Genomic DNA, 26,645 nt, shown 5'->3' with positions numbered 1-26,645 from the left:
ACCAATAACTTTATCCTCAAATAGCTACTTAATTGACACAAATGGTCTATATTTAACCATATCGGTTGTTCATAGGGAGTTGTTATGCGTATTTATGAACGGGTGGGTATCTTCGCCTTTTTTTCTGCCGCGGCTTTAATGTCAAGTTCTACTTTTGCCACAAGAGTTTATTATTCGGATGGTTTTAGGCCCTATGTGTGCTATCAATCAAAAGTTATTCATCGGACACCATTTTATATCGATATCGATTACTTTGGTTGCTTTAGAAGTGCCAAGCCTTGTCATTACTTCGGTGCTGGCCATTTTGGCAAATATCCGTCATTCCGGGCGGCAAATCGAGCGTTTGCGCGTTGTGTGAATTCAGCACCAAGATTTGTTGATATCTAACCATAATCTGTCATGCGAGCAGGCTATTTTATACCCAATAAAAGGTGTGACACCCCAGGAAATATTTCATTGCTTGCTACTAGGATGTAAAGAAGGACTAGCGAGAATGTTGCTATAATCAAACTATGCCCGATGAGATTATATATTCAGTAATGGGAGCATCGTATGCCAGAGGATAAAAACAGTAGCTCAAAGCAAATATTTGAAGCCTTAACTAAGCCCGTTGATTCTTCGAAAGCAAAGCCGACTGTAGCAGATAAAAAAATAGCAAAATTTACCGGTGATGTCGTTCAGGAAGTAACGCCTTGGATAGCTGCAGCAATCGTGGATGCGTTATCAGATGGGGCGGCAGGTCCAGTTGCTGGGAAGGTTGCCAAATGGCTTGCACCGACGATTGGTAAAGCGACAAAACAAGGTGCTGAATTTATCCTTGGACGGGTTAATTTATTAAAAAGTCAAGCAAATGAGGCGCTCCAATATGTCCCAGTGATAGGTCAATTGACACATCAGTTGATTTATTTTTCCAATGCCAGTGAAGGGAAAATCGCTGATGCACTGGAGGAGGTTGAAGCTAGTAAGGTCATCAAGGTGGCTGAAGGCGTGATGGACTTTATTGCCGAGGGAAAGGCACCCGATAATTTAACGGGTTATGTTGAGGGTCAATTAAAAAAAGCGTTGCCTAAGGCCTCACATGATCTCGTTGACTATGCAATAAAAGAAGGCTCCCATCTACTGGCGCGACAGTTTGAAAGTAAACACGAACAAACACATACTGCTAATAAGAGAGAGGATCCTGCTAAGGGAGAATCACCCGATGAACAAATACGCCCTTGAGTAGAATCAAAGACTCGTATTTTGACGCAACTTGGGTATACACTTATTTGTACTACAAAATTGATAAATAAACCGACATTGCGAACGGACACAGCAGAATTTTGTTAAGAGATCAAACATGATTGCTTGGTCAAGATCGCCCTGATAGTGTTCCAAAGAATATTCCAGTTCAAGGGAGAGAGATATTTCAGGATGCGCATAAAATGAATTTTAGCATTATTGAAACGACATTAATCTTGGTTTTAACGGCGCTGATCGTTAGTGTTGTGTTTCGAATCATTCGCTTACCCATCATTCTTGGCTATCTTGTCGTTGGCGTGTTGGTTGGACCTCATGTTTTAGGTTGGTTGCCTGAGGCTGCCGATATCAAAGAACTCGCAGAATTTGGTGTCGCCTTATTAATGTTTACCATCGGTCTGGAATTTTCATTTTCTAAAATCATCGCACTACGACATCAAGTATTTATACTGGGTGGTTTACAAGTTTTGATAAGCATCTTGATAACAACACTTATCGGATTATCATTACAAATGACGCTGGTTGAGTCTATTGTTGTGGGCAGCGTTGTGGCCATGTCCTCGACAGCGATCGTTATCAAACAACTATCGGATCAATTTGAGTTGCATTCCAAGCATGGTCTGAATGCGGTCGGCATTTTATTATTCCAAGATCTTGCTGTGATTCCTATTTTAGTTTTAATTGCCAGTCTGTCAGGAACACAACTGACTGCTTTTCCCACCACTATTTTATGGGCTCTGTCGAAGGGGATTTTAGCCATCCTAATTATCATGGGGTTAGGTCGATGGTTATTAAAGCCATTATTTCATATCATTGCTTCAACGCGTATCATCGAATTATTCACATTGAGTGTTTTGTTTGTGGCAATTGCATCTGCTTGGTTTACCAATAGCCTGGGAATCTCTTATGCATTAGGTGCTTTTTTAGCAGGGATCATGTTAGGGGAAACAGAATTTCGGCACCAAATTAATGTTGAGATCAGGCCTTTTAAAGACGTGTTATTAGGATTGTTCTTTATTTCGGTTGGTATGTTAGTCAATATTGCCACCCTATTGGATGCTTGGATGTGGATTGTTCTTTTGCTAGCTGCACTCATCATTGGCAAAACAATCTTGATTATCCTGTTATGTCATTTTTCTCAAATCGACCTGGCCTGTGCTACAAGAACGGGTGTTGTGTTATCCCAAGGAGGTGAATTTGGCTTTGCGATTTTGACGCTTTCACTGGATAAGGGGTTAATATCGTTAGATTATGGCCAAGTTATTTTAACCACATTATTGGTTACGTTTGCGTTAGCGCCTATTATCATTCGCTATAATAAAAAAATTGCGGCGTTTTTCTTTCCCAACGTTGTAAAGCAGAGCAATAAAGAAATCCAAGAAAATATCAAAGCTATCGCGCCTTCTTTATCACAGCATATCATTATTTGCGGATATGGACGTGTGGGACAAAACATTGCCCGATTTTTGAAAAAAATGAAATATCCCTACTTAAGCTTAGATCTCGATCCTGAAATTATTAGAAATAGCCAATTGGCGGGGGAGAATGTCGCCTATGGAAACGCAACTCATTTGGATATATTGAAAGCAGCCCAATTAGATAAAGCAAAAGCGTTAGTGATTTGCTTTAATGATTTGCATGCAGCGATTAACATCATTGAGCAAATCCGTCGCCAAAACGCAACCATTCCCATCCTTGTACGATGTAAAGATGAATCCGATTATGAGGAGCTCAAACAATCGGGGGCAACCAAAGTTGTGACGGAAGTATTTGAAGAAAGTTTATCGCTAGCAAGCTATTTATTAGAGTTGATTCACGTTCCTGAAAAGAAAATTATGAAACTGATGCAGGAGATTCGGGACAAAAATTACGCGCTACTCTACCAAGTGTTTCCTGGAACCTTCAGTGAAGAAGTAACCGAAGAAGGTTCTTTACATGAGTACTTAAGACCTGTTCCAATTCCTGCACAGGCGCATGCTGTTAATAAAGCGCTTAGTCAACTAGCGCTAAAAAATGTGGAAGTTGTCGCTATAAGACGAGGTAAAAAGCATCTGAAGCCCAATGACGATATTATCATACATGCGGGAGATATTTTAATATTATTTGGTTTACCTACCCAACTTGATGGGGCTGAAGAAATTTTACTGATATAACAATGAAGTTAGAGGCATAAATGAAACAACTCAATTGGCATGCTGAAACGATAGATGCCTGTTTAAATGAACTGAATGTTACTGAAGAAGGATTATCTTTAAACGAATCAGAAAAACGATTGATGACATTTGGTCATAATACAATTCGTCTAAGTAACGAGACAAGTATACTCAGAAAGTGGGCAAATCAATTTAATAATGTCTTGATTTATATATTGATTATGACTGCTATTCTTACAGGATTCTTCCAGCAATTCGTCGATTCATTCGTCATCTTATTTGTTGTTTTAATAAACGCATTCATTGGTTATATCCAAGAAAGCAAAGCTGAAAAGGCCATTGAGGCTTTAAGGAAAATGTTACCCTTAAAAGCGAACGCGATTAGAGAAGGGCAGCGAATGAAAATGGATGCTGACCTGTTAGTTCCTGGTGATATTGTTTGTTTACAACCCGGAGACAAAGTTCCTGCTGATTTAAGATTAATTCGTACCAACAATTTGCAAATTGATGAGTCAATTTTAACGGGTGAGTCTTGGCCCGTCGACAAGAATGAACACCCTGATCTGGCAACTGAATCGCTTATGAAGCGAAAGTCGATAGCCTACTCGGGGACGTTAACAACCTTCGGTATGGGAATAGGTGTGGTCATTGCCACTGGCAGCAATACAGAAATTGGTCGAATTTCTGCTATGTTAAAGGGGACGTCCTATTATTCAACGCCTTTGTTACGCCAACTCGCAAAATTTGGTCATACCTTAGCCGTGATCATTTTATTTTTTTCATTATTAATTATTCCATTTGGCATCATAATACGTCATTACCCAACGCAAGAGATGTTGCTGGCTGCTGTTGCAATCGCTGTGTCAGTCATACCTGAAGGACTTCCTGCCATTATTACAATTGCCTTAGCGATTGGTGTAACGCGCATGTCCAAGCGTAATGCCATTATTCGCCGCTTATCTTCCGTTGAGACGTTAAGCTCTGTCACGGTCATATGCACCGATAAAACAGGGACGCTAACAAAAAACGAGCTAACAGTTCAGAAAATTGTTTTGGCTAAACGTCACTATAACGTGACTGGTAGTGGGTATAACGATGATGGCATCATTGAGAGGGATAAATCACCGATTAGAATGGAAGATGATTCGGATCTTTCCTTATTGATTAGAACAGGGCTGTTATGTAATGAGGCTGAACTAACCTGCATGGATGGGAAATGGATCCTTGTTGGAAGTCCTATGGATGGTGCCTTATTGGCTTTAGCATTAAAAGCAAAATTGAACTATCAGAATGCAAAGGATCACTATCCTCGCAAAGACAGCATTCCTTTTGATTCCAGGCATAAATTTATGGCAAGTCTTCACCATGACCAACAGGAACAAGGCTATATTTTTGTGAAAGGTGCACCTGAAAAGTTATTGTCGATGTGTTCTTTTGAGTTACAAAATGGAATTCTAAATACGCTGGATAAATCATTTTGGCATTCACAAATTGATGAATTAGCCGCTGACGGTATGCGTGTATTAGCGCTTGCTTTTCGACAACTACCCTCAACGCCTGCTGATTTTAAAATGGCTGATATGAAAAAAGGGTTAGTTCTTATCGGCATAGTCGGCATCATTGATCCCCCACGTGAAGAAGCGAAAGAGGCTATTTCAGCGTGCCAGCAAGCAGGTATTCGCATTAAAATGGTCACTGGTGATCATCGCTTAACTGCCCAGGCTATTGCACAGCAAATCGGTATCCCAACCACTTGTATCATCACTGGGAAAGACATTGACGAAATGAGCGATGCGGAGTTAGCAGATGCTGTTGAAAAGATTGATATTTTTGCTAGGACCATTCCTGAACATAAAATTCGGCTTATCAAGGCTCTACAAACAAATAACCATGTTGTTGCCATGACAGGCGATGGGGTTAATGATGCGCCTGCACTGAAAAATGCCGACATCGGTATCGCCATGGGTATTAAAGGCACTGACGTTGCCAAAGAATCCTCCGAAATCGTATTGGCGGATGATAATTTTTCTTCTATAAAAGAGGCTGTTGAAGAAGGGCGCAATGTCTACAACAATCTTAAAAAAGCACTTTTATTTATCTTGCCCAATGATGGTAGCGAAGGGTTAGTGATATTTTTAGCGATATTATTTGGTTACACATTGCCAATTACACCCGTACAAATTCTTTGGGTGAATTTGGTGACAACAGTCACTTTAGCGCTGGCGTTGGCCTTTGAGAAACCTGACAAAAATATCATGATGCAAGAACCAAGAAACCCGGATGAGCCTTTGCTTTCGTTCTTTTTAATTTGGCGAATTTGTTTTGTTTCACTGGTATATGTTTGCTGCATGTTCGGCTTATTTATTTATGAAATAAACCAAGGAATCCATATTGAAATCGCAAGAACATTGATGGTGAATGTATTAGTGTTTTTAGAAGTTGGGTATTTGATAAATTGTCGGCGAATCTATGATTCGGTTCTTAGCATCGAAGGACTGTTCGGCAGTAAACCGGCGTTAATTGCTATCGGTTTAGTAATCGTACTTCAATTAGCCTTTACGTATCTGCCGATTATGCAATACCTATTCAAAACGCAACCTCTCAATATGGCGCAGTGGGGTGTTTCATTTGTCCTTGTTTTAGTTGTTTTCTTCATCATCGAACTTGAAAAAATGATGGCTAGAAATTACCTAAAATAAAAGCAATAAATGCCAGTTATTGACGATCGATGGTTAGATTTAAAAAATGAGTTGAACATGAAATGCAAGGATCGTAATTGCGAATCAGTAACTCACTGAAATGTCTTAACTCATTTTCAGGACGATTTAGCCCGAATCTTATCAAGGATTCACGTAAATCATGTTCGATTTGTGCTTGGTTTTGACTGGTTGGCGGAATGATTCGACTGCTCGTTACTAATCCCTTGTCATCCAAGCGAAAATGTTTCCATAATAAACCTCGCGGGGCTTCAGTGCATCCAAATCCTTCCCCTGCTTTCGGTTCAACCGGTGTGTGGGGTGCTTCCGTGGGTTGATAATCACGCATAATACGTATCGATTCTAACACAGCATAATACACTTCAATGGCACGGGCAATGATGCTATGGCACATGTTATTCGCTGGGAAATTAAGATTAAGTTGTTGCAACAACAAATGAATTTCTTCAGGTAGATGACCAAAGCAATTATTAACGCGCGCTAGTGGACCAACCAGGTAAGGTTTTCCATTGAGCAAAGCATGCAAGGCGGTAGAATGGGGAACTTGGTGTTCGACAAAATAGGATTCATATTCCTCAATGGGAATGTTTAACCCGCGATTGGAAACAATATGACCTTCACACATCGGGTATTCCTGTGGATGATAAAGAGATACCGTGGTTAAATCAAGATGATGATCGGGCAAATTGAGTGTGGCTAAAAACCGAATCAAGGCTTCACAATCGGCTAATCTCGCTTCGCCTTCTCCAAGAAGCGTATGTACGTCGTGCATCGAGGGGGCTTTAAAAAAACCGCCCACACAAGCACCAACGGGATGAACAGCGCGACCACCGAGTAAGCGCAGTATCGAATTGCCATAGGATTGTAATCGCAAGCCTCTTTTTATTTCGTCAGGGTATTTATGAGCCATCTCAGGCGCTGAATGAAAGCCTAAAAAGTCGGGTAGGGCGAGTAAATGGATATGTAAACTATGGCTTTCTAGCCATTCACCGCAATAAAACAAACGGCGCATTTCTCGTACCCACGGTGTGGTTTTTGTTGCAAAACATTGTTCTATTGCGTGAACTGCGCTCATTTGATAGGCCACTGGACAAATCCCACAGATGCGGGCGACCATATCTAAGATCTCATCATAACTACGGCCTTCAAGAAATTTTTCAAATAGCCTTGGTGGTTCGTATATTTTTAAATGAACCTTTTCTAATTGCTTGCCATGGATAGTTAAATCGAGCGCGCCTTCACCTTCAACGCGGGCTAACACGGGCACATTGATATTAATTTTTTTGTTCATGAGTAATGGCAATTCCTTTAAATGTTTGGCTGGCTTTGGCAAAGGCAGGCGCTTGATTGTTGATATGATTGAAGTGACGAGCAATTTGTTCATCACTAAGCCCAATATGTTTAAACAGGTGACCAAGGGCTTGCGTATTAGGATTTTGTTGCGGGCCATAACAACCATAGCAACCCCGGCCTAGTTTCGGGCAAATGGCCCCGCATCCTAATTGGGTGACGGGTCCCATGCAGGGGATACCTTGACTAACCATCACGCATACATTGTTTTGACGTTTGCATTCCACGCACACCGCATCGCGTTTAATTTGTGGCTTAGCCCCAGCCAATAACGATTTTGTCACGGCAAGGACTTGATCAATATTAACAGGGCAACCCCAGATCTCCGCATCAACACTCACATAATTGGAGATCGGCAGGCTAGTCACCAATGTATCGATGTGTTTTGGGTTGGTATATACACCTGCCATCCACTCGTCTGCATTGGCGGCATTACGTAATGCTTGCAAGCCCCCAGCGGTTGCGCATGCACCGATGGTGATTAAAAATCGGGTGTTCTTACGTATCGTTTCAATGCGTTCGATTTCATGAGGGGTCGACACACTGCCTTCAACAAAGGCAATATCAACGGTTGCGTCTGGATTAACGGGGCCGGCTTCTGCAAAATGGGCCCATTCTATTTTTTCAGATAAGGCCAATAAGGTTTCACCTGCGGTTAAAAAAGCAAGTTGGCAACCATCGCAGGATGTAAATTTATGAACGGCTGCGGTTATTTTGGCCATGATTAAAATCCTTTCTCATGAAATAACGCTTTGATTTCGGGATAGGCAAATACAGGGCCGTCTTTACAGATAAATTTACCACCGAATTGACAATGGCCACATAATCCCATGCCACATTCCATGTTTCGTTCCATACTGAGGTAAATACACGATTCTGGCATGCCTTTACTCGCCAATAATTGTACGGCATTTCCCATCATTGCCTCTGGACCACACATCATGGCAATCGAATTTTTAGGGTCAAACTGTGTTTTGTTAATCATATTGGTAACATAGCCTATTTGCCAGGGCCATTTCGAGCCGGCTTCATCCGCGGCAATAAACACATGGGTATCGGGGCTTTTTCGCCATTGCTCATAGCGTTGATGAAAAATAAAATCATCGCTGTGTTTGACCCCTTGTAGGATATTCAATTGTCCAAACCGTTCTCGTCGTTTCAATATATATTCTATGATAGAGACGGAAGGTGCGCAGCCCAAGCCTCCTGTGATCACAACCACATCTTTGCCAGCAGCTTCTTTCATCGGCCAACCGCGACCAAAAGGGCCTCGAATTCCAAGCCTATCGCCTATCTTTAAGCTTTTCAAAGCATCGGTGATACGTCCCACGGCGCGAATAGTATGGCTCAATAAATTGGATTCTCTGGGATCAGACACAATCGAGATAGCTACCTCACCAATGCCATAAAGATAAATCATATTAAATTGTCCCGGCTGAAACGCATAAATCTTATTTAATTGAGCATCGGTTAACACTAAATCGAGCGTAAATATATTACGGCTATCATCTCGTCGACTGACTAGCTCAGCTTCCATGGGTATAAATAGATTAGGGGCGCTCTGGGCCGTCATGATCACTCCGTTTATTTGATTCACCTGTGATAGCAGATAATTCAGACGTTAAATCGATGCCGGTTGGGCACCATGCGATACACCGTCCACAACCAACACAACCACTGCAGCCAAATTGGTCATGCCAGCTTCCCACCTTATGGGTCAGCCATTGTTTATATCGACTTTTCGTGTCATTGCGTAAAACCTGTCTGGCAAAATAACTATGTCCTGCATTAAAACAAGAATCCCATTGGCGTTCATGGGTGCTTGCTTGTCCATCAAGGTCGGGTTTTTCCACTTGGGTATGGCAAAAACAAGTAGGACAACTGTTGGTGCAGTTACCGCAAGATAAACACCGCGCGGCAACATCATCCCATTGGGGGTGGTCTAAGTTGGCAAATAAGATATCGTTTAATACCGATTGGTTGTCTTTAGGAATGCGTTTTTCTTGCATGACGATGGCTTTTTCAATCTCTTCTTTAGCATGGGTAAGTTTCTGTTTCTCAGCCTGGGGAAGTTTTAATAATGAAATGATGTTAAAACCATTCTCACTGGCTGTTTCTATGACAAAGCCATGATCAATTTCAGTCAGGATAAGATCGGCTTGCTCATGAACTTGAGGGCTACCGCCTGCCGAAAGGCAAAAGCAATTGGATGAAGAATAACTACAATTGACCGCTATCAAAAATAATGATTCTCGCCTTTTCTGATAGGTCTTATCTGGATAATCATTGTATATATAGACTTTATCTTGAATGGCAAGGGCGCGTAAATCGCAAGAACGGGCGCCAAAAAATGCAATTGGGGCTTCTTCGGCAGTAAAGGGAAAAAACGTTAATTTGCCTGCTTTATCCCGTTCGACACGCCACACTGTTTCATAGGGTTTGAACAGAAAGGGTTTTAGACCTTGGGTGCCCACGGAAAATGCAAAGGCACGTTTGGTGTTTAGTTGTTTTAATTGATAGCTACCTGGTTGTTGGATATCTCGCCATCCCCAGGGCAAATGCTTTGCCATGGCTAATTCATCATAGATAATAGCGCCATCACGTACTTGCGGACCAATCACGCGATAACCATGCTGTTTAAGGACAGCGATCAAGTCATCAATTCTGTCATGAGGTAGAAAAAGAGGGGATTCTAACGTTTGTTCTGCCATAGTCTAATGTCATCCTAACCAGTCAATTTAATTGTAGAGGCTTTAGCTAACAAATGCGAGGAAGTTGTTCACCAGCCAACCAATCAACAATACGACGCCCACCCAATCGGGTATTGAGATGGACGAATTGGCGTGAGTCGTGAATGACTTCGCCAATTATGGTTGCTTGTTTACCTAATGGATGTTGATGCATGGCCGATAAGCAAGCTTCTGCCTCATTGGGTGCGACAATGGCTACTAACTTACCTTCATTAGCGATATAAAGCGGGTCAAGGCCAAGTAATTCACAAGCACTGGCTACTTCTTGACGAACAGGAATAAGCCTTTCATCAATGCACATTCCCACTTGAGATTGTTGTGCTAGTTCATTTAAGGTCGTGGCTAGGCCGCCACGGGTTGGATCGCGTAAACATCTTATGCCATTACTGTTAGCAAGCATGTGCGCAACCAAATCGTGTAATGCACAGGTATCTGATTGTAGGCTAGTGAAAAAATCGAGGTGGTTGCGTTGGGCCATGATGGCGACCCCGTGGTCACCAATGGGGCCGCTTAGTAGTATCACATCACCCACTTGGGCCTGGTTTCCCGATAAATGAACCCCTACAGGCAGGACGCCAATGCCCGTGGTGCTAATAAAAACACCATCGCCATGACCTCGTTCGACGACTTTCGTGTCGCCTGCGACAATAACAACCTCAGCGGCTTTCGCAGCCTCTCCCATCGAATCAGCAATTTTCTTTAAATCGGCTAATGGTAAGCCTTCTTCGAGAATGAAGCTGGCGGTGAGATAGAGCGGCTTTGCCCCACACATGGCTAAATCATTGATAGTGCCATGAACGGATAAACAGCCGATATCGCCACCCGGAAAAAATAAAGGGTGAACCACATGGGCATCGGTTGTGGTGACCATACGGCCTGCTTCAACCTTGAAACTAGCCCCATCATTTTGTTGTGCTAAGATCGGATTTGTAAACGCAGGTCTAAAAATTTGTTCAATTAATTGCACCATAGCTCGCCCACCGCTGCCATGTTGCATGGTAATACACTCTTTGTTTAAGTTCAGTTTAACGGCTGCCAATTCATGTCTCCCGTCCATAGGCATAGATAGCTGCGCAAGCTCCTTCCGATGATACCATACAAGAGCCGAGGGGATTCTCGGGGGTGCAGATTTTAGCGAATAAGGGGCATTGATGAGGTTTTGATTTTCCACGGAGCACATCCCCGCATTGACAAGTTGGGTGTTCTTTCGATTTGGTGTCTTCCAGGGGGAATCGATTTTCGGCATCAAATGCATGGTAAGCCGGTGCAATCGCTAACGCACTGCGAGGAATGCTGCCTAATCCACGCCATTCAAAGTGATCCCGTATTTGAAATATTTCTTGCATTAAATGTTGGGCGCTCAGATTGCCATCATGCGTCACTGCACGCGTATATTGAATGCTGACATCCGATTGATTTTGGTTCACTTTTTCAATGAGCATTAAGATGGAATGCAATATATCAATCGGCTCGAATCCAGCAATGACAATCGGCTTGCAATACTCTTTCGCCACAGGTTGATAAGCCTTTGCGCCAGTAACGATACTCACATGGGCAGGGCCAATGAAACCATCTAACTTGACATCACCGCCGGCCAGTAATCCAGCCATGGCTGGCGGAGTCAGCACATGGTTACAAAAGACCGAAAAATTAGATAAATTCAGTGCCTTGGCTTTGACAATGGCGATGGCAGTGGGGGGAGTGGTTGTTTCAAAGCCAATAGCAAAAAATATAATTTGTTTGCTTGGATTATCTTTCGCTAACGTTAAAGCATCGTCAACGGAGTATATCATTCGGACATCCGCGCCTCTTGCGCGCTCTTGCATCAAACTTTTACGATTTGACCCGGGTACTCGCATCATATCAGCGTAGGTTGCTAATATGGTATTGGGTAATTGAGCAAGGGCGATTGCTTTATCCAGTCTGGCAATGGGTAAAACGCATACTGGACAGCCTGGACCATGGATAAGTTCAACATTGGCTGGCAATAACTTGGGTAAGCCATAACGATGAATCGCATGAGTGTGGCCTCCGCAAAATTCCATAAATTGATAATATCTATCGGAAACGACTTCATTTGCAATTCGTTTGGCCAATGCACTTGCATGTTCGGCATTGCGAAAATCTTCAATATACTTCATTGGTCTTTCGCCACCATGTCTTCAAATAATTGGATTGTTTTTAGTGCTTCTTCTTCATTAAGCAATGTCAGGGCATAGCCTGCATGAATGATCAAATAATCCCCAATGGTTGCATTGGGTACCAACGCAATAGAAACGGTCCTACGAACTCCACCGATATCGATTTCAACCATTTCATCCTGAAAATGGTGAATGATTTTTGCTGGAATAGCTAGACACATAAGAAATCCAAATTCATAGCGATTGATAACGGGTTTTCATTATTCAACAGGCTGTTCACTTCTTAGTAAATGTTCGGCTTGAGTGCTGCAATGAATAAAAAATTGTTTTTATACTACCATAACTGATGGGTAATAAAAGCTAAAAGTTGTTAGTTTAGCTTGGGCGTTTATCTCTGGAGATATCTCACTCCCATGCTAAGAGACTAACAAGCCCGTTACCCAGGCCTGTCCAAGTGAAATTCCCCCATCATTAGCAGGCAATCGGTGAGGAAAATAGACAAGAATATTTTGTTGTTTTAGGGCTTTATTTAAGCCACTTGCCAGTACCCGATTAGTGATACACCCACCGGATAGGACAACTTGATTGATGCCTTGTTTTTGACAATGATAAACAACCCAATCCGTGATCGCTGTAATCAAAGTGCCGTGGAATAAATTTGCACCCGATTCAGGGGAATGACAATCGACGAGATGATGGAGTAAAGGGATAAGCGATAAATTATGTTCACCGATAATCCAACCATTGGGTAACACCGATGGTTTGGTGACAAGGCTTTCTAATTGCATCGCTGCTTGGCCTTCGTAAGAGGATTGCCAACCAATTCCCACTAACGCGGCTGCCGTATCAAACAATCGCCCACAGGAACTGGTTTTGGCTGTTTTGATTTGTTGGCTATCTAGAAGTTGCAATAGTGGTTTAGCCATGGGTAGTTGACCAAATCGTGGCAGAATTTCATCACGTCGTCCTGTCTGATGTAAAAATGCCGCGGCCATGCGCCAAGGCTCGCGAATAGCTTGTTCACCACCGATCATTGCGAGCGGTTCTAATTGACCCAAATGTTGACAAATTGCTTCATCTAATCTCATCAACTCGCCGCCCCAAATCTCGCCATTTGGGCCATATCCATAACCATCTAATGCTAAACCCAGACAGGGTGTCGTAATTTGATGTTCGGCAATAACCGAAGCAAGGTGGGAGTGGTGGTGTTGAATGGCAAAATTGGGAAGAGGGTGTTGCTCTGCCCATCGGCTACTATAAAAATCAGGGTGGCAGTCGTGCGCTAGGTATTCTGGCGTCACGTTAAGTAAATTTAACCAATGTTTAATGGTTTGCTCAAAATAATCAATGCTCAGTGGGCTGGATAAGCTACCAATATATTGGGAAACAAATGCTTGATCGTCACGGATTATACAAATGGTATTTTTTTGTGAGGCGCCGAGTGCAAGAATGGGCGGTAGGGGGCGGTTTAATTTAATTGGATTGGGAACATAGCCTCGGGCTCTGCGTACAAATATCGGTTTTTCATCAATCATTTGTATCACTGAATCATCGACGTGCGCAACAATTTTTCTGTTATGGGCAACGATATCATCAGCTACGTCATTTAATAGGTGTTTCGCATCATCATCGTCAATCAAAATCGGATCACCTGGACGATTCGCACTGGTTATAACCAACATGCGTGGCCTCTGTGGATTTTTTGTTAAGTGATCCATTAGAAGATGATGAAAAGGGGTGGACGGTAGCATCATGCCTAGCTGGTTTAAACCAGGCGCAAGGATTTCTGCTAGATTATCGTTGTATTTATTCAATAAAACAATGGGGCGAGCATCTGAATTCAATTGAGCAGACTCTGCCTCATTGATTTTGACAAAAAAGCTCGCATCCGCCAGATCACTAACCATCACAGCAAGGGGTTTGAAGGGACGGTTTTTGCGGTTTCGTAATCGTGTGAGCGTGTCTTGGTTGTGGCCATCACAAATTAATTGATAACCGCCGAGACTTTTGATCGCTAAAATTTGACCTTCCTCAATTTTTTTGGCCATGTCAGCGATTGAAAGCGAATAGGTGGGGCCACATTCAACACATGCGGTAGGTTGGGCATGATGTCTTCGATTGCAAGGATTGTCATAATCCGTTTGGCATCGAGTGCATAAGTGAAATTGCGACATACTCGTGTGATGCCTGTCATAGGGCAGGGAATGGATAATCGAAAAGCGCGGACCGCATTGGGTGCAATTGATGAAGGGATAACGGTGATAGTGACTGTTCGCATTGTATAAATCAGTCAAACAATCGTCACAGACATTGATGTCAGGCGAAATCAGTGTCATGCCTTGAGTCAGTTTGCTCGGCATGATAACAAAGTCATCTTCTTGGGCAATCAGTGCTATTTCTTGCGTTAAGATGTCCTCGATGATGGCAAGCTTTGGCAGCGATTGAGGTAATTGTGTTTTAAAATAATTTGCTTGGCTTCCTTGGATTTCAATTGCCACACCGTCACCTTGGTTGTGAACAAAGCCGGTTAAACGGAATTGTTTAGCAAGGTTAAAAACGTAAGGACGAAAACCAACGCCTTGTACGGTGCCTTTTACCAGGAGTTTATATCGTTTGCTCGGCATGTCGCATCTTATAGGCTTTTTGAAGCCAATTTAGCCATAAATCCATCCCATCGTGACTTTTGCTGGATAATCGGATGATTGCTGCATTAGGCTGAATTTGCTTGATGTAGGTTTCGCATAAGTCAATATCAAAGTCGATATAGGGCAATAGATCGATTTTACTGATCAATACTAAATCGGCAATACGAAACATATCCGGATATTTTAATGGTTTATTTTCCCCTTCTGTTACTGAGAGAATGACGATGCGGCGATGTTCTCCCAGAGAAAATAAGGCTGGGCAGACAAGGTTGCCAATATTTTCGATAAACAACAGTGAATTGTTAGCTAAATTCATGGTTTGCAGCGCATGACCTAAATTGTGCGCATCCAAATGGCAAACTTGGCCTGTATTGATTTGTAATGCCTGGGCCCCACTTTGCTGTAATTGCTTTGCATCGGCATCGGTTTGTTGGTCGCCCACAATAATGGCAGCGGGTGTTGATTTAGGTAGGTGAGCGATGGTATGGCTAAGCAGGGTTGTTTTGCCAGATCCCGGGCTTGACATGAGGTTGATGGCCAACATATTTTTTTGAGCAAAATAAGCGGCATTTTGTGCAGCATATCGATGGTTTTCTGCCATAATAGCTTGTTCAATTGGAACGGTATGCCCATGGTCATGATGATGGTGATGATGAACATCATTAGGATGATTATTGGTATCAGAACAGCCACATATTCCACACATTATTGAATCTCCATTGAAGTAATGGTCATTTCTTCACCTTGCAAGATCGTCTTAGAATGCTGCTGACAATTAGGACAAGGGTCATAATAATTTTTTAAGGAAAATACTCGGTTACAAGCATTGCATTCCGCTTTGGCATCAATTTGATTAATATCAAGCATAGCATTTTCAGCGGCCGTGTTACGAGCAATCACAGCAAAATTAAATCGTAAGCTTGCAATATCGATATGGGTTAATTGGCCAATCGCTATTTGAATGGATTTGATGGTTCTCGATTTTTTGTGTTGTTGATGGTAATCAAGAACAGTCGATAAGATATTTTTACAAATGGATAGCTCATGCATCAGCTACCCCAAACCAAGTTGAACAACCCAATGCTGCCAATACTAAAACTAAACGCGGCTATTAACAAACCGGCTAGGCGATAAAGAGTTGTTGAGAACTCATTGGCGCTCACTAATAACCGTGAGACAACAAGACCATTTAAACCATCCGACACTATCATACCCATCATAAAAATTAGGCCAAAAAATACGGGTAAGAGTCCGCCTTTTAACTGGTTAGCGGTGATGGTAAAGAGGGCGACCTGGCTGAAGGTGTCAAACGATAATGCAAATAAAGCACCAACGGTCATCATCATGATGGGGGTTAAATTTTTTGGTAATAACCGGTGACTCAGCCTGGTCTTAACCCCAAAACCAGGATTGGTTTTGCTGATTAAAGATTGCCATAAAGTAATGAAACTGAACAACAGCAAAAAAAGGACGGATATTAACTGACCGAGGGTATCAAGCCAACTGGGAATATGCGTTGATAATAGGCCGCGGCTAATAATTAAACTAACCAAAATGACGACGATGCCATGGCCTAACGAAAAGAAAAATCCACACAAACGCGCATAAAACACTTTTTGGTTGACACTACGTGTCATCGCATCAATGGTTGCCAAATGATCTAAATCAAAGCCATGTCTTAGACCTAGCATAAATACCATCGGGATAAGGGCTAAGAATGAAGTAGGCATAATGAATTTTTAAAATATTGACCTGAAACTAAGTCTAGAAAATTGTGGGATTAAACACAAGCAAAAGTTTGAAAGGCCTTCCCTAGGGAGTTTTGCAAGCAGGCGAGTGAATAAAATTGGTTATTTGCTCCAGCAATAGGGGTATCGACTTTAAAAGAGCTGGGGAAAGGGCATCAATTGATTGCCATGCAGGATCGCGCTCAATGCCACAAAAATTAAGTTGCTGCGGCAGTATATTTAACGTTTTACCTAATTGAAATACTTCGCGAATGCCAATGCCGTGGGAAGAGGTTGGCTGTTGGGCTTTGGGAATATCTTCGCCTTCCAGCCAGTGAATGGTGCCAGGGGGGGCGCCTGATTGAACAGCATCGATTAATAAAACACCTGTTTCATGATTAAAATAGGACAATAACGACATGCCTGGGCGATCAAGCGATAAGATTGAGATGGTTTTAGGCAGAATCTCGGTTAATTGCCGAGCCATCTCCCACCCTAATCGGTCATCCCCGAACGGAGAGCCAATTGCAATAATGTGGATGGCATTATTCATCGTTCGATAACTCCAGTATAAGATTAAAGCCATCGTTAGGCTTTGACGTATCTTGAGTCTATATTACAATCAAATGAAATGTCATTTGCAACACCTTGATTATACTCGGGGAAACTATGTTTGAACAACTGCAACCATTTGCTATAGCCTTTGTCATTGGACTTCTCATTGGCATTGAGCGAGAGCGCAATATTCCCAAAGGCGACCATGATGTTGGTATGAGAACTTTTATTCTCTACGCTTTATTTGGTGTGGTTGTTGCTGAATTGAATTTAACGATGATTACACTAACAGCGAGTTTTTTCGTCTTTATAATCTTGCTGATGAATTATCAGCGTAAAGCTAAATTTAGAGAATCGCCTGCTATAACGACTGAAATATCAGCCGGTCTTGTCTATTTATTGGGGATTTTAGCATCCAAAAATCCGTTGCTGAGTTTATCGATTGGTTTTACCTGTTTGCTGTTACTGTTAGGTCGTAAAAGTTTGCACCAATTTGCCAGGGATCAAATTACTCAAGCAGAACTTCAAGCAGTTGTCACCATTCTAATCATTTCTTTAGGGATATTATCTTTTATACCAAACAAGACGATTGATCCATGGCAATTATTTAACCCACAGCAATTCGGTTTCCTTATATTGGTTTTATCGATTATTCAATTTGGCAGTCATTTAGCCATTCGCATTTTTGGTGAGACCTTCGGTATGGTTTTCACGGGATTTTTAGGAGGAATGGTTTCAAGTACTGCCGTGTTTGCAACTTTATCAGCTAACTCGAAAACTCGGAAATCCTTATCGGCACTCCTCATTGCCGCGGTGTTTGCCATCATTGGAACATTGGTTGAATTCCTTATTGTGTTAATCCTTGTTTCGCCAAAATTAGCCTTAAGAATCACACCAATTATTCTCCCAATGATTATATTGGGATGCTTGTATGGATTTTTTGTATGGCATCAAAAATTAGCAGCGAACAAAACGGTCAAATCCTCGTTAAAACCGCTTGAGATAAAATCGATAGTCATTCTTGCAACCGTGTTAATTAGCATTTTGGTTTTAGTTACCCTAACCAAACGTGTTATTGGCGAACAAGCTATTTATCCACTGGCCTTTATTACTGGTTTATTTGAACTACAGGGTATGACTTATGCGATAGCAGTATTATTTGTTAATCATCAAATTACCATAACTCAGGCATTGGAGATTTTAAGTCTTGCTATTACCGCCAGTTATGTTTCCAAATTCATGATTGTATGGACTATCGCCCGTAATCGTTTCGCCGCTATTTTAAGCATGCTCATGCTATTTATGTGGCTTGCTTCAGCCGCTTTATACCTTTTTTTGTTAAACTAAGTTGATTAAACATATAAGGTCAATATCCAATCAAAGTGGATATATCCTTGAGCATCACCTTATGCTTTTCTATTGGGTATTCATGTCACTCGGTTAGTGCTGACTCGGGCGCACAAATTAATTTAGTCAATCTAGGTAACGCTCAGCTTGAAGCCTATTGTATGGTTTAAACGTCATTACCCCCCAAAAAATGCAGCCAAACTATGATGCTGCCTTAAAGAAATCGGATACATCACCGGTGAGGGTTGAGTGGTTTTTGGGGTCAAATTCTGCAATAGGGGCACCTTCATTAAAATTGAATTTTGCGAGCGTGGCTGAGATTAATTGACGCTGGTGTTGCGACTGGAAATAATAAGTTAGGTGGGTTAGGTCGGCAATGTTTCGCCAAATAGTTTTGCCAACTTCTGGGCGTTCTGGCGATGCGGTCCCCGAGGGTTGAGCAATGACTTCCAGGACACTAAACACCGCATCCAGTTCAGTTTGAAGCGATGAGGTTTTCGGTAGGTATTGCTCATAATAGCTTGCACGAACAAAACGAAAGACAAGACCTCTCATCGACACCACTCACATTCAAGCGATCAAAGCACTCGACCGCAAAAAATGGATTATGATAGTTTTCTTTTTGATGAAATTCAGATTCCGCATTATGGTTTCCCCATGTTCTAATGATTGAGCATAGAAGATAAGGGTTATACCCGATTCAGCAATAAATTGGTTGAGACCTCTTATCATTCATGTTAGCTATGTGGATTCTAGCCATTGTTTTAAACAAGTTAACTTAGTTTAATTTCATGTCAAAACACTTGACCACATATCACACAGATATTACGCTGCACTTTTAAAGACTCTGTGCGCTTTGTCCCGGTTTATTTTTAAATTACGCCGTCATTGCGAACGTAGTGAAGCAATCCAGAACGGACTTTTGTTCAGAGATCGAACTGGATTGCTTCGCAAAGCTTGCAACGACGGTGCCTTTGAGAAATTGTCCAACGCAAAGGTACGTACGTGGAGAGTTCGACTAATTAATTTTTTAGCAGAGAAGTAAAATCTAATGTCAAATACCATGAGTGATTTATTAAGGATTGTTGATCAATCCTATGCTATGGCTAACAATCAGTTGCAGTTAGCATTGGATTGCATTCTATCTGATAAGTTTATTGAACAGTATCAAAAGGAAGTGAAGGCTCAATTGGAACGCGCAATTTTGAAAGCGTTTGAGCCTCAATCGAAAGCCATCAATATCGCAAAAGTGAAAGCAAAGCTGTCCAAGTTCAGGGATTTAACTAAAGAACAAGTCGAAAATTTAGAAACAGACTATTTTGTCCAGAATTCCATACAATATTTCTCAAAAGTGAGTGATGCTGTCAACTTTTATAAGTGTTATTTATCTTCTATGAATATCAATAATAGGAAGGCCTTAAGAGAATTTGCACTGACGAAATCACCAAGCTCACCAGCAATCCTTGGTTCGGCTGTTGATGAAGCGAATAGGTTACTGTCCATTGGTTATGTTTTTGATATTTTTTCGCTTTATTCAGGTGATTATTTTGATGAGCGAGCGCAACTTATTTTAAATGGTATTGCACAGGAATTATCCGACTATCTCATAAAAATTCTTGCAGATAATTGTCCTTTTCTTGAATTGTATATTAAGCGGCAATTGTTATTAGACAGTAATGCCTTTCTAAAATCGACATTAACGAACGTGAAAAAATCATTTTCAATCCATCCTATAATCAATGAAATTGAACAAAGAATCGATGGCAACGTGAAAAAATTACAGATTATCCAACAAGATACTCGCCTAAAAGCCCAAATGGATTTAAATACCGCACGGTATGTTCAGGATGCCATGAAGATGACTTACCTGCTCAATGGCAAGGAAACCGTTACCAGACCCTATGCTCGATTATGGCGTAATGGCTACCCGGTTGAATTAGTTAAAAGTTTTGAGTTAATCCAGGTAAACGAGCCACCTAAAACAGTTATTTCCAACCTTGCAAAATTAATCATGAGTTATTGTGATGAATCAGCAGTCGACGTGTTAGTGACCGGATTAATCAACAAAACTCAAAGTGACTTTGAAACCCTTGCCCTTGAACTTGGGTTGGAGGCAAGAGAATCTGTTTTAGAAAAGTTTACTGGAGAAAAACGCGCTTATGTGAACGCCGTCAATCGCACGCGCGATGGACAGATTTCAAGGCATCGTTTTTTCAATAAAATTCCCAGTGAGGATGAATTAAATATAAAATGGCTTATTGACATCTATCCTGAGTCGAAGGACTTATTAGTTCAGTATTACCCGCAATTTAACCCGGTTCTAAAAATGGAAATAACCAGTTTTCGTCATCGGCCAGGATTTGCAGGATTTCAAAAAGTTTCTCAATTAGAAGGACATCCAATGGATAAAGACCTGCTATGTGCTATTACGTTAGGGTTGCCTCAGATTCCCGTATGTGTCATGGGAGGAAATCAGGTCTATGATTTAGAGGCGCTTATAAAGAACTATCAACTTAAAGGAAAAGATCCCATAAACGGTATTTACTATACCATTTCAGATATCACAAAAAATAATCACGCCACTCAAGAATATGATGGTTTGTTGGCCAAATCACCTGCTTCTGAAGAAGCGCTCGTTCATATCTAGCGTTTAGGGAAAAAAAGGGATACGTTCCTTGAAAAGTTGAGTATCGCATGGGTCTACTCTAATGCTTGGGGGCGTAAAACCTGAGTTTATCTATATCAAGAGTATGCGTATATCAGAGGGTTCTCGTGTTAGTAAAATTTTCTTTATTTTGAGGAGCGTTACTTACGCCCATCTTTTTTTGTTTGGCAAAAAAGTTTTTAAAATACGCAAGATCGTCAAGGTAGGTGTCTTCTTCTTTTTCCTCATTTTTCTCGCATGCAGATTCAGATTTCAAATTTAGAATCACGCCCGGAAATATCTCTTGTATTTGAGAATACAACTTCTCGCTCATCCGAACATGGATAATTGAAACACCCGACTCTTTGGCCGCGGCGATTCGGTGGCGACCATCGAGGGTTCGAATACATATCTTATCGTTATCAAAATCGATAGATTGCAAAAGCGGTGCTAGAATTTCACTGCCATGTTGAATCTTAGTTTTATACGAATCGACATAATATGGATGAACAGACGTTTGTTGGCAGGGCATCCAATATTGATAAAAAGCGTTAACATCAATGGCATACGTTCCACAGCCACCGGTCAGCATATCTTGTTTAGGCATGGGGTTAAAATATATCTAATTGAATGAGAATGTATTGTACATATTATATATTAACAAAACATTAATAGGCCAGTATTGACAATTAAGTTGCTTTGTGCCGGACAATTTTTTAAAAGCACTGTCGTTGCGAGCTTTGCGAAGCAATCCAGTTCGATCTCTGAACAGAAATCTGTTCTAGATTGCTTCACTACGTTCGCAAAGACGGCTTTTTTAAAAAATTGTCCGGTACAAAGATTAAGTTGAAACAAAAAAAGTGAAACCAAATTATTGCGTGTCATTTCCTACTAGAAAACAAGATTTATTTATGAAATTTTAGAAATCACTTAGGATGCTCGCCGCTCTACTTAAAGCGGATGGTCCTGGAGCTCAGACGTTAGATTACATTTCTATCGGCACTAAAGAGACGGAAAGACAACTGAACCAGGATTGAATTGGGTTTTAATCTCTTCAGGTTGAATTAAAATGAAATGATAAGTTTGCAGCATTGGAATCTAGGATGGAGGACAAGAATGTCGAAAGGACTATTGATACTACTGATGTTGGTTTGCTTTGGTGCTCATGCTAAAGGCGAGCTCGATGCAAATGAAAAAAAGATCGTCGCAATCATCCATCAAAATGAAAAGCAAGAAATTGAATTTATCCAAAAAACAGTCAACATCAATAGCGGCACCTTTAATCTGAATGGCGTTAAAAAAGTGGCTAAGCTGTATGATAAGTCGCTCAAAAAATTAGGATTTAAAACCGAATGGATAACACTGCCAGCTAAGATGCGGCGCGCCGGACAACTTAGCCGTCACCCCTAGCAAGTGTGGGTTATCTGTCTTTTACAAAATGGAAATGATGTGACAGGACCCTTTACTTAAAGTCTCCTTATTTTCACTTTTTGGTGTATTGGTGAGTTAAAAGACATCCTGCCAGACAGCTATAAATGGGCTACACCAACGGTAATGCTTAATAAATTATTGGCGGCATTGTCTGCCTAAAATGTTGTGGCGAAAGCTAAAATCCATCTTCCCAAACTAATCGGGTCAATGACATCGGTGGTCGCTAAATCCAATTATCGTTGTTTAACATGTAACAGATTGATATATCTAGCTGTTTGTTAAATCTTCGTCAAAGGTAACTTGACCTGTGGATACGTCATACATCCCACCAATAATGCCGCACTGGCCTGATTCAATGAGTTTTTTTAAAATAAGGCTTCGGTCAAGAATAGCATCGATCGTCTTTTTGACATTAATATGGGCTACTTTTTCCACAAACTCGGGATTGTTCGAGGTTCGATTATTTACTTCAGTATCTTCGTCATCGATTGCGGGTTTGATTTTCTCTAATAAGGCGGATAAATTTCCCATCTCCACGTGATCACAAGCTCCTTTTATTGCTCCGCATTTGCTGTGGCCTAGGACGACGATTAGTTTTGCGCCGGCGACTTGACAACCAAATTCCATGCTGCCAAGGATGTCTTCATTGATAATATTGCCAGCCACACGGATACTAAAAATATCGCCGAGTCCTTGATCAAAAATGATCTCAGCAGACGTTCTCGAGTCAATGCAACTTAAAATCACGGCAAAGGGATGTTGCCCATCGGAGGTTTCGTTGGCCTGTTGGAGTAAATTACGATTAATTTTGAGATTATTAACAAAACGTTCATTGCCTCTTTTCAATAATTCTACTGCGATTTCTGGTGTTATTTTTTCTTGCAGTTCTTTGGTTAACGTTTTCATTAAATATCCCCTCTAATTTAACTGCGTATGATGTTAGTTTGGCTCGATGAAACCAATGGTTTCGACCGATATATTTTTCCTCTGAGCATTACTCTTATAATCTTTGATAAACTCGACCACATCATAGGCGATTGACTTTGAATTACTGCAATCGATGATGACGCCAGAACCAGCAGGAATTTCATCTAACGCTTTGATAATACTTGCTTTATTAAAGAAGGATACTTCTTCCGCTAACGTTAAGTGATGAATAATATGTGTATTTTCCTTGGAAGACATTTTTTTCATGTAATAGGAGTTACGATAGCTGTGTCTTAAGGTATAAAAGATACCGAATCCAATGCCAATAAGGATACCAATTAGCAAGTCGGTAGCTAAAATGCCTATTACTGTGGCAATAAAGGGCACAAATTGCTCATCACCTAGGTGTATCATTCTTTTAAACAGAGCCGGGTTTGCAAGCTTATAGCCAATGAATATGAGGATAGCGGCTAAACTAGCGAGTGGTATCATATTTAACCAATTGGCTATCGCAATAGAACTGATAAGAATGTATATACCATGAAGAATGGTAGATAATTTCGTTTGTCCACCGAACGTTATATTGGCGCTGCTTCTAATGATGACTTGTGTGATTGGTAGCCCGCCAATCATGCCAGAAACTATATTGCCAAGCCCTTGTGCTTTCAATTCTCGGTTGGTGGGTGTGATTCGTTTATAAGGATCTAATTTATCGGTTGCTTCGACACAAAGCAATGTCTCAAGGCTTGCTACTAAGGCTAACACAATCGCTACTTTCCAAACCAAATAATTAGTAATCTCTGATAGATTTGGCATCGTGAACTGATGAAAAAAATCAGTCACAGAAGAGGCCACGGGTAATGACACTAAATGCTCTTGATTAAGGTAAAATTCGGGGGCATGTATTTTGAATAGCATGTTGACAATGACACCTAAGATAACTACAGCAACGGGTCCTTGTAAAACCTGGAACAGCTTGTGCTTTTTAGTCAACACTTTGTCCCAAATTATCAAGAGGATAATAGATATTAAGGAAATCGTGACTGCCCCGGGGGTAAAAGCGTCAAACATTTTAATGAGGGAGCTTAACGTGGTTTCACCATCGGGCTGAAAAAATGATAATTCACCGACATAATCTTTGTCATATCCGAATGCATGAGGAATTTGTTTTAATATAATTAACAAACCTATACCTGTTAACATCCCTTTGATGACGGAGGATGGAAAAAAATGGGCAATAAACCCGGTGCGCGCATAGCCCATCATAAGTTGCATTCCCCCCGACAGCACCACTGCAAGTAAAAAGGCTGACCAGGAATTTAAAACACTTAAAGCGTTTAACACGATAACGGCTAAACCGGCAGCTGGACCACTGACACCTAAAGCAGAACCGCTTGCTAGCCCAACAACTATTCCTCCAACAATCCCTGCAATAATTCCAGAAAATAAAGGTGCACCCGAAGCTAAAGCAATTCCAAGGCATAAGGGGAGGGCAACAAAGAATACAACAATGCTTGCTGCAACATCGTTTTTAACCGTGTTTACCATATCAGTGCTCCAGGAATTGCATTGTCAATCGGTGTTATTTGATATCATTTATTTTACTGGCTGACTCACATCGCAACCCCAAAGCATTTTAGCTTGAAAGGACGCATTGCGAATCAATTGTTGTGACTGAAACCCGGCCTCAATGAACTCAATACCTTCTAACAACCATTTGGCTAATTTGGGTTGGACTAATCGATAAAACACGCGATTACCTTCTTTTCGTTGGTCCACCATTTTTTTTGCTCTTAAAACGGAGAGGTGTTGTGAAACAGATGAGTGACTTATTTCTAATAAATTAGATAAACTTGTAACATCTTTTTCACCTGTATAGAGTTCTTCTATAATTCGGATACGATGCGCGTGGGATATCGCATTTAAATAACTGGCTAGTTCTTGCGAGATAAGCGTTCTAGAAGGCATTTTATACATACCAATATTCAAATATTCTAAAATACTAGCATTCAAATTTCTATTTATCAACGTTTAAAAAGTAATTGAAATTGAACACGTTATTGCGTTTATCTGCTGATTTTCAACATGAGTTTAGGAAAGCGAATTTAGATACCTTGTTCTGGTCAAGGGCTATAGAGCCGTTAAGAATAAACTGATTGCTTGGCGTAACGGCTCAGCTGGGGGGCTAACTTATATTATTGGGGAGCAACCCTTGCGATATCCGGGTGTTCGACTGGCGTATTACTGCTAGGATCAGCGCTAAACGATTCATCTGGATTTTTTAATTTATCAGCGATGTTTTTAGCTGATAATTGGTTATATGCTTTGAAAAAGCCATAAGTGCCTACTAAGCCGGCAAGGGCGCATCCTCCAATAGCAAGCGCTGCTAATCCAGCACTTAGAATGGTTACCGATGCCACTAAAGCGAACACAGAGGTCGCAATGAGCAAGGAAGCAGCTGCCATGCAAGTATACAGAAAAAGACGCGAATATTTGTCAGTTTCTTCAGGGTTATTTCTGGCATTAACATGGAATTTTGCGTTAGCCATCACGCGGCCAGGAATGGTGATTGGACAAGGAATAAAACTAGGCCATATGATACCTAGAGCAAAATGATTCCAGCTAATGTTTGATAAATTTGGTTTTGGAATTCTTGCATATTTGCTTAAAAACCATTGCGCGGTATCGCCGCAGTTAAGGGATAAAATGCCAGCATCTTTGTCAGTTGAATACCAATAGTCTCGATATTGTTTAACGATGTCTTTAGGGTCTGCTTCAATATCAAAGCTAAAAGTAGAGCTGGCTTGATCGATATACGCATTAGGACCTGATGTTACCCAATTATGTCCAGGTTCTTCCCATCGATTAATCCCGTAAAAAGTATGGGGGGTTGTTGATGTGTTTTCGAGGACTATCTCGATGTGTGTAAATATACTATGAAAATCTAATACATGTATTTTAATGGTAGCCATTTCTTTACCTGACGAATTTCTAGTCGTATATATTAACAATATGAATA

Annotated in this window: 25 protein-coding genes; 7 read left to right on the top strand and 18 right to left on the bottom strand. The window is 41.1% G+C overall.

Annotation, left to right across the window (positions count from 1 at the left end; genetic code table 11):
- Positions 1-84 precede the first annotated feature (84 nt).
- The 4 genes from AB3348_RS08195 (at position 85) to AB3348_RS08180 (ending at position 6,091) form a co-directional block, all read left to right on the top strand.
- The gene (locus tag AB3348_RS08195; protein WP_367607113.1) at positions 85-387 is read left to right on the top strand and encodes a hypothetical protein; all 303 of its coding nucleotides are present in this window, start codon (positions 85-87) and stop codon (positions 385-387) included.
- A 165-nt stretch (positions 388-552) separates the two neighbouring features.
- Complete coding sequence (locus AB3348_RS08190; protein WP_367607112.1) at positions 553-1,221, top strand: hypothetical protein; 669 nt, start codon at positions 553-555, stop codon at positions 1,219-1,221.
- A 203-nt stretch (positions 1,222-1,424) separates the two neighbouring features.
- A complete protein-coding gene (locus AB3348_RS08185) occupies positions 1,425-3,392 on the top strand; it encodes a cation:proton antiporter (protein ID WP_367607111.1) in 1,968 nt (655 codons plus the stop codon).
- 20 nt (positions 3,393-3,412) lie between these two features.
- On the top strand, positions 3,413-6,091 hold the full coding sequence (locus AB3348_RS08180) for a cation-translocating P-type ATPase (RefSeq protein ID WP_367607110.1): 2,679 nt from the start codon (positions 3,413-3,415) through the stop codon (positions 6,089-6,091).
- A gap of 16 nt (positions 6,092-6,107) precedes the next feature.
- On the opposite strand, the gene AB3348_RS08175 is transcribed toward AB3348_RS08180, so the two are convergent.
- From AB3348_RS08175 to AB3348_RS08120, 12 genes are all read right to left on the bottom strand, one after another.
- Positions 6,108-7,400, bottom strand: a complete 1,293-nt coding sequence (locus AB3348_RS08175; protein WP_367607109.1) for a Ni/Fe hydrogenase subunit alpha — start codon at positions 7,398-7,400, stop codon at positions 6,108-6,110.
- Positions 7,384-8,181 (bottom strand): sulfhydrogenase subunit delta, encoded by a 798-nt coding sequence (locus AB3348_RS08170; RefSeq protein WP_367607108.1) that lies wholly within the window; start codon positions 8,179-8,181, stop codon positions 7,384-7,386. Before AB3348_RS08170 ends, AB3348_RS08175 begins: the two co-directional genes overlap by 17 nt.
- Positions 8,182-8,183: 2 nt before the next feature.
- Complete coding sequence (locus AB3348_RS08165; protein ID WP_367607107.1) at positions 8,184-9,032, bottom strand: FAD/NAD(P)-binding protein; 849 nt, start codon at positions 9,030-9,032, stop codon at positions 8,184-8,186.
- Positions 9,010-10,170 (bottom strand): 4Fe-4S dicluster domain-containing protein, encoded by a 1,161-nt coding sequence (locus tag AB3348_RS08160; RefSeq protein WP_367607106.1) that lies wholly within the window; start codon positions 10,168-10,170, stop codon positions 9,010-9,012. Before AB3348_RS08160 ends, AB3348_RS08165 begins: the two co-directional genes overlap by 23 nt.
- Positions 10,171-10,216: 46 nt before the next feature.
- A complete protein-coding gene (gene hypE, locus AB3348_RS08155; RefSeq protein WP_367607105.1) occupies positions 10,217-11,266 on the bottom strand; it encodes a hydrogenase expression/formation protein HypE in 1,050 nt (349 codons plus the stop codon).
- Positions 11,250-12,350, bottom strand: coding sequence for a hydrogenase formation protein HypD (gene hypD / locus AB3348_RS08150; protein ID WP_367607104.1), 1,101 nt, complete (start codon positions 12,348-12,350; stop codon positions 11,250-11,252). Before hypD ends, hypE begins: the two co-directional genes overlap by 17 nt.
- Positions 12,347-12,571 carry a HypC/HybG/HupF family hydrogenase formation chaperone gene (locus AB3348_RS08145; RefSeq protein WP_367607103.1) on the bottom strand — a complete coding sequence of 75 codons (225 nt, stop codon included), beginning with the start codon at positions 12,569-12,571 and terminating at the stop codon, positions 12,347-12,349. Before AB3348_RS08145 ends, hypD begins: the two co-directional genes overlap by 4 nt.
- A gap of 195 nt (positions 12,572-12,766) precedes the next feature.
- Positions 12,767-14,974 (bottom strand): carbamoyltransferase HypF, encoded by a 2,208-nt coding sequence (gene hypF, locus AB3348_RS08140; protein WP_367607102.1) that lies wholly within the window; start codon positions 14,972-14,974, stop codon positions 12,767-12,769.
- Complete coding sequence (gene hypB, locus AB3348_RS08135; RefSeq protein WP_367607101.1) at positions 14,955-15,701, bottom strand: hydrogenase nickel incorporation protein HypB; 747 nt, start codon at positions 15,699-15,701, stop codon at positions 14,955-14,957. The genes hypF and hypB overlap by 20 nt, the downstream gene beginning before the upstream one ends.
- The gene (gene hypA / locus AB3348_RS08130; protein ID WP_367607100.1) at positions 15,701-16,045 is read right to left on the bottom strand and encodes a hydrogenase maturation nickel metallochaperone HypA; all 345 of its coding nucleotides are present in this window, start codon (positions 16,043-16,045) and stop codon (positions 15,701-15,703) included. Before hypA ends, hypB begins: the two co-directional genes overlap by 1 nt.
- On the bottom strand, positions 16,045-16,725 hold the full coding sequence (locus AB3348_RS08125) for a DNA repair protein (protein ID WP_367607099.1): 681 nt from the start codon (positions 16,723-16,725) through the stop codon (positions 16,045-16,047). The genes hypA and AB3348_RS08125 overlap by 1 nt, the downstream gene beginning before the upstream one ends.
- A gap of 82 nt (positions 16,726-16,807) precedes the next feature.
- Positions 16,808-17,275, bottom strand: coding sequence for a hydrogenase maturation protease (locus AB3348_RS08120; RefSeq protein ID WP_367607098.1), 468 nt, complete (start codon positions 17,273-17,275; stop codon positions 16,808-16,810).
- Positions 17,276-17,391: 116 nt separating this feature from the next.
- On the opposite strand from AB3348_RS08120, the gene AB3348_RS08115 reads away from it, so the two are divergent.
- Positions 17,392-18,624, top strand: coding sequence for an MgtC/SapB family protein (locus AB3348_RS08115; protein WP_367607097.1), 1,233 nt, complete (start codon positions 17,392-17,394; stop codon positions 18,622-18,624).
- A gap of 201 nt (positions 18,625-18,825) precedes the next feature.
- Here the strand turns inward: AB3348_RS08115 and AB3348_RS08110 are convergent, their stop codons facing one another.
- Positions 18,826-19,179: a linear amide C-N hydrolase gene (locus AB3348_RS08110; protein ID WP_367607096.1), complete on the bottom strand. Its 354-nt coding sequence runs from the start codon at positions 19,177-19,179 to the stop codon at positions 18,826-18,828.
- 508 nt (positions 19,180-19,687) lie between these two features.
- On the opposite strand from AB3348_RS08110, the gene AB3348_RS08105 reads away from it, so the two are divergent.
- The gene (locus tag AB3348_RS08105; RefSeq protein ID WP_367607095.1) at positions 19,688-21,271 is read left to right on the top strand and encodes a hypothetical protein; all 1,584 of its coding nucleotides are present in this window, start codon (positions 19,688-19,690) and stop codon (positions 21,269-21,271) included.
- A gap of 112 nt (positions 21,272-21,383) precedes the next feature.
- Here the strand turns inward: AB3348_RS08105 and AB3348_RS08100 are convergent, their stop codons facing one another.
- Positions 21,384-21,875, bottom strand: coding sequence for a hypothetical protein (locus AB3348_RS08100; protein ID WP_367607094.1), 492 nt, complete (start codon positions 21,873-21,875; stop codon positions 21,384-21,386).
- 509 nt (positions 21,876-22,384) lie between these two features.
- Between AB3348_RS08100 and AB3348_RS08095 the strand changes: the two genes are divergently transcribed.
- Entirely contained in the window at positions 22,385-22,678 is a 294-nt protein-coding gene (locus AB3348_RS08095; RefSeq protein ID WP_367607093.1) for a hypothetical protein, read from the top strand.
- Positions 22,679-22,966: 288 nt separating this feature from the next.
- Here the strand turns inward: AB3348_RS08095 and AB3348_RS08090 are convergent, their stop codons facing one another.
- The 4 genes from AB3348_RS08090 to AB3348_RS08075 all read right to left on the bottom strand — a co-directional run bounded on the left by AB3348_RS08090 (position 22,967) and on the right by AB3348_RS08075 (position 26,598).
- Positions 22,967-23,605, bottom strand: coding sequence for a carbonic anhydrase family protein (locus tag AB3348_RS08090; RefSeq protein ID WP_367607092.1), 639 nt, complete (start codon positions 23,603-23,605; stop codon positions 22,967-22,969).
- Between the two features lie 33 nt (positions 23,606-23,638).
- Positions 23,639-25,174 (bottom strand): SulP family inorganic anion transporter, encoded by a 1,536-nt coding sequence (locus AB3348_RS08085; RefSeq protein WP_367607091.1) that lies wholly within the window; start codon positions 25,172-25,174, stop codon positions 23,639-23,641.
- Between the two features lie 48 nt (positions 25,175-25,222).
- Entirely contained in the window at positions 25,223-25,594 is a 372-nt protein-coding gene (locus AB3348_RS08080; protein ID WP_367607090.1) for an ArsR/SmtB family transcription factor, read from the bottom strand.
- A gap of 227 nt (positions 25,595-25,821) precedes the next feature.
- Positions 25,822-26,598, bottom strand: coding sequence for a hypothetical protein (locus AB3348_RS08075; protein WP_367607089.1), 777 nt, complete (start codon positions 26,596-26,598; stop codon positions 25,822-25,824).
- Between the last annotated feature and the right edge of the window lie 47 nt (positions 26,599-26,645).

Source organism: Legionella sp. W05-934-2, assembly GCF_964199965.1.
In the GTDB taxonomy this organism is placed as follows: Bacteria; Pseudomonadota; Gammaproteobacteria; order Legionellales; family Legionellaceae; genus JAFIFT01.
The sequence above is the reverse complement of the archived record's forward strand: the minus strand, read 5'-3'. Positions and strand labels throughout refer to the sequence as shown.

Excerpts from the sequence above, each read along its gene's own strand:
- AB3348_RS08095 (WP_367607093.1), top strand. The coding sequence starts at position 22,385 with ATGTCGAAAGGACTATTGATACTACTGATGTTGGTTTGCTTTGGTGCT.
- AB3348_RS08175 (WP_367607109.1), bottom strand. The coding sequence starts at position 7,400 with ATGAACAAAAAAATTAATATCAATGTGCCCGTGTTAGCCCGCGTTGAA.
- hypA (WP_367607100.1), bottom strand. The coding sequence starts at position 16,045 with ATGCATGAGCTATCCATTTGTAAAAATATCTTATCGACTGTTCTTGAT.
- AB3348_RS08100 (WP_367607094.1), bottom strand. The coding sequence starts at position 21,875 with ATGCCTAAACAAGATATGCTGACCGGTGGCTGTGGAACGTATGCCATT.
- AB3348_RS08090 (WP_367607092.1), bottom strand. The coding sequence starts at position 23,605 with ATGAAAACGTTAACCAAAGAACTGCAAGAAAAAATAACACCAGAAATC.
- AB3348_RS08185 (WP_367607111.1), top strand. The coding sequence starts at position 1,425 with ATGAATTTTAGCATTATTGAAACGACATTAATCTTGGTTTTAACGGCG.
- hypF (WP_367607102.1), bottom strand. The coding sequence starts at position 14,974 with ATGCCGAGCAAACGATATAAACTCCTGGTAAAAGGCACCGTACAAGGC.
- AB3348_RS08165 (WP_367607107.1), bottom strand. The coding sequence starts at position 9,032 with ATGACGGCCCAGAGCGCCCCTAATCTATTTATACCCATGGAAGCTGAG.
- hypD (WP_367607104.1), bottom strand. The coding sequence starts at position 12,350 with ATGAAGTATATTGAAGATTTTCGCAATGCCGAACATGCAAGTGCATTG.
- AB3348_RS08110 (WP_367607096.1), bottom strand. The coding sequence starts at position 19,179 with ATGAGAGGTCTTGTCTTTCGTTTTGTTCGTGCAAGCTATTATGAGCAA.
- AB3348_RS08195 (WP_367607113.1), top strand. The coding sequence starts at position 85 with ATGCGTATTTATGAACGGGTGGGTATCTTCGCCTTTTTTTCTGCCGCG.
- AB3348_RS08080 (WP_367607090.1), bottom strand. The coding sequence starts at position 25,594 with ATGCCTTCTAGAACGCTTATCTCGCAAGAACTAGCCAGTTATTTAAAT.
- hypB (WP_367607101.1), bottom strand. The coding sequence starts at position 15,701 with ATGTGTGGAATATGTGGCTGTTCTGATACCAATAATCATCCTAATGAT.
- AB3348_RS08075 (WP_367607089.1), bottom strand. The coding sequence starts at position 26,598 with ATGGCTACCATTAAAATACATGTATTAGATTTTCATAGTATATTTACA.
- AB3348_RS08115 (WP_367607097.1), top strand. The coding sequence starts at position 17,392 with ATGTTTGAACAACTGCAACCATTTGCTATAGCCTTTGTCATTGGACTT.
- AB3348_RS08105 (WP_367607095.1), top strand. The coding sequence starts at position 19,688 with ATGAGTGATTTATTAAGGATTGTTGATCAATCCTATGCTATGGCTAAC.
- AB3348_RS08085 (WP_367607091.1), bottom strand. The coding sequence starts at position 25,174 with ATGGTAAACACGGTTAAAAACGATGTTGCAGCAAGCATTGTTGTATTC.
- AB3348_RS08170 (WP_367607108.1), bottom strand. The coding sequence starts at position 8,181 with ATGGCCAAAATAACCGCAGCCGTTCATAAATTTACATCCTGCGATGGT.
- AB3348_RS08190 (WP_367607112.1), top strand. The coding sequence starts at position 553 with ATGCCAGAGGATAAAAACAGTAGCTCAAAGCAAATATTTGAAGCCTTA.
- hypE (WP_367607105.1), bottom strand. The coding sequence starts at position 11,266 with ATGGACGGGAGACATGAATTGGCAGCCGTTAAACTGAACTTAAACAAA.
- AB3348_RS08180 (WP_367607110.1), top strand. The coding sequence starts at position 3,413 with ATGAAACAACTCAATTGGCATGCTGAAACGATAGATGCCTGTTTAAAT.
- AB3348_RS08125 (WP_367607099.1), bottom strand. The coding sequence starts at position 16,725 with ATGCCTACTTCATTCTTAGCCCTTATCCCGATGGTATTTATGCTAGGT.
- AB3348_RS08145 (WP_367607103.1), bottom strand. The coding sequence starts at position 12,571 with ATGTGTCTAGCTATTCCAGCAAAAATCATTCACCATTTTCAGGATGAA.
- AB3348_RS08120 (WP_367607098.1), bottom strand. The coding sequence starts at position 17,275 with ATGAATAATGCCATCCACATTATTGCAATTGGCTCTCCGTTCGGGGAT.
- AB3348_RS08160 (WP_367607106.1), bottom strand. The coding sequence starts at position 10,170 with ATGGCAGAACAAACGTTAGAATCCCCTCTTTTTCTACCTCATGACAGA.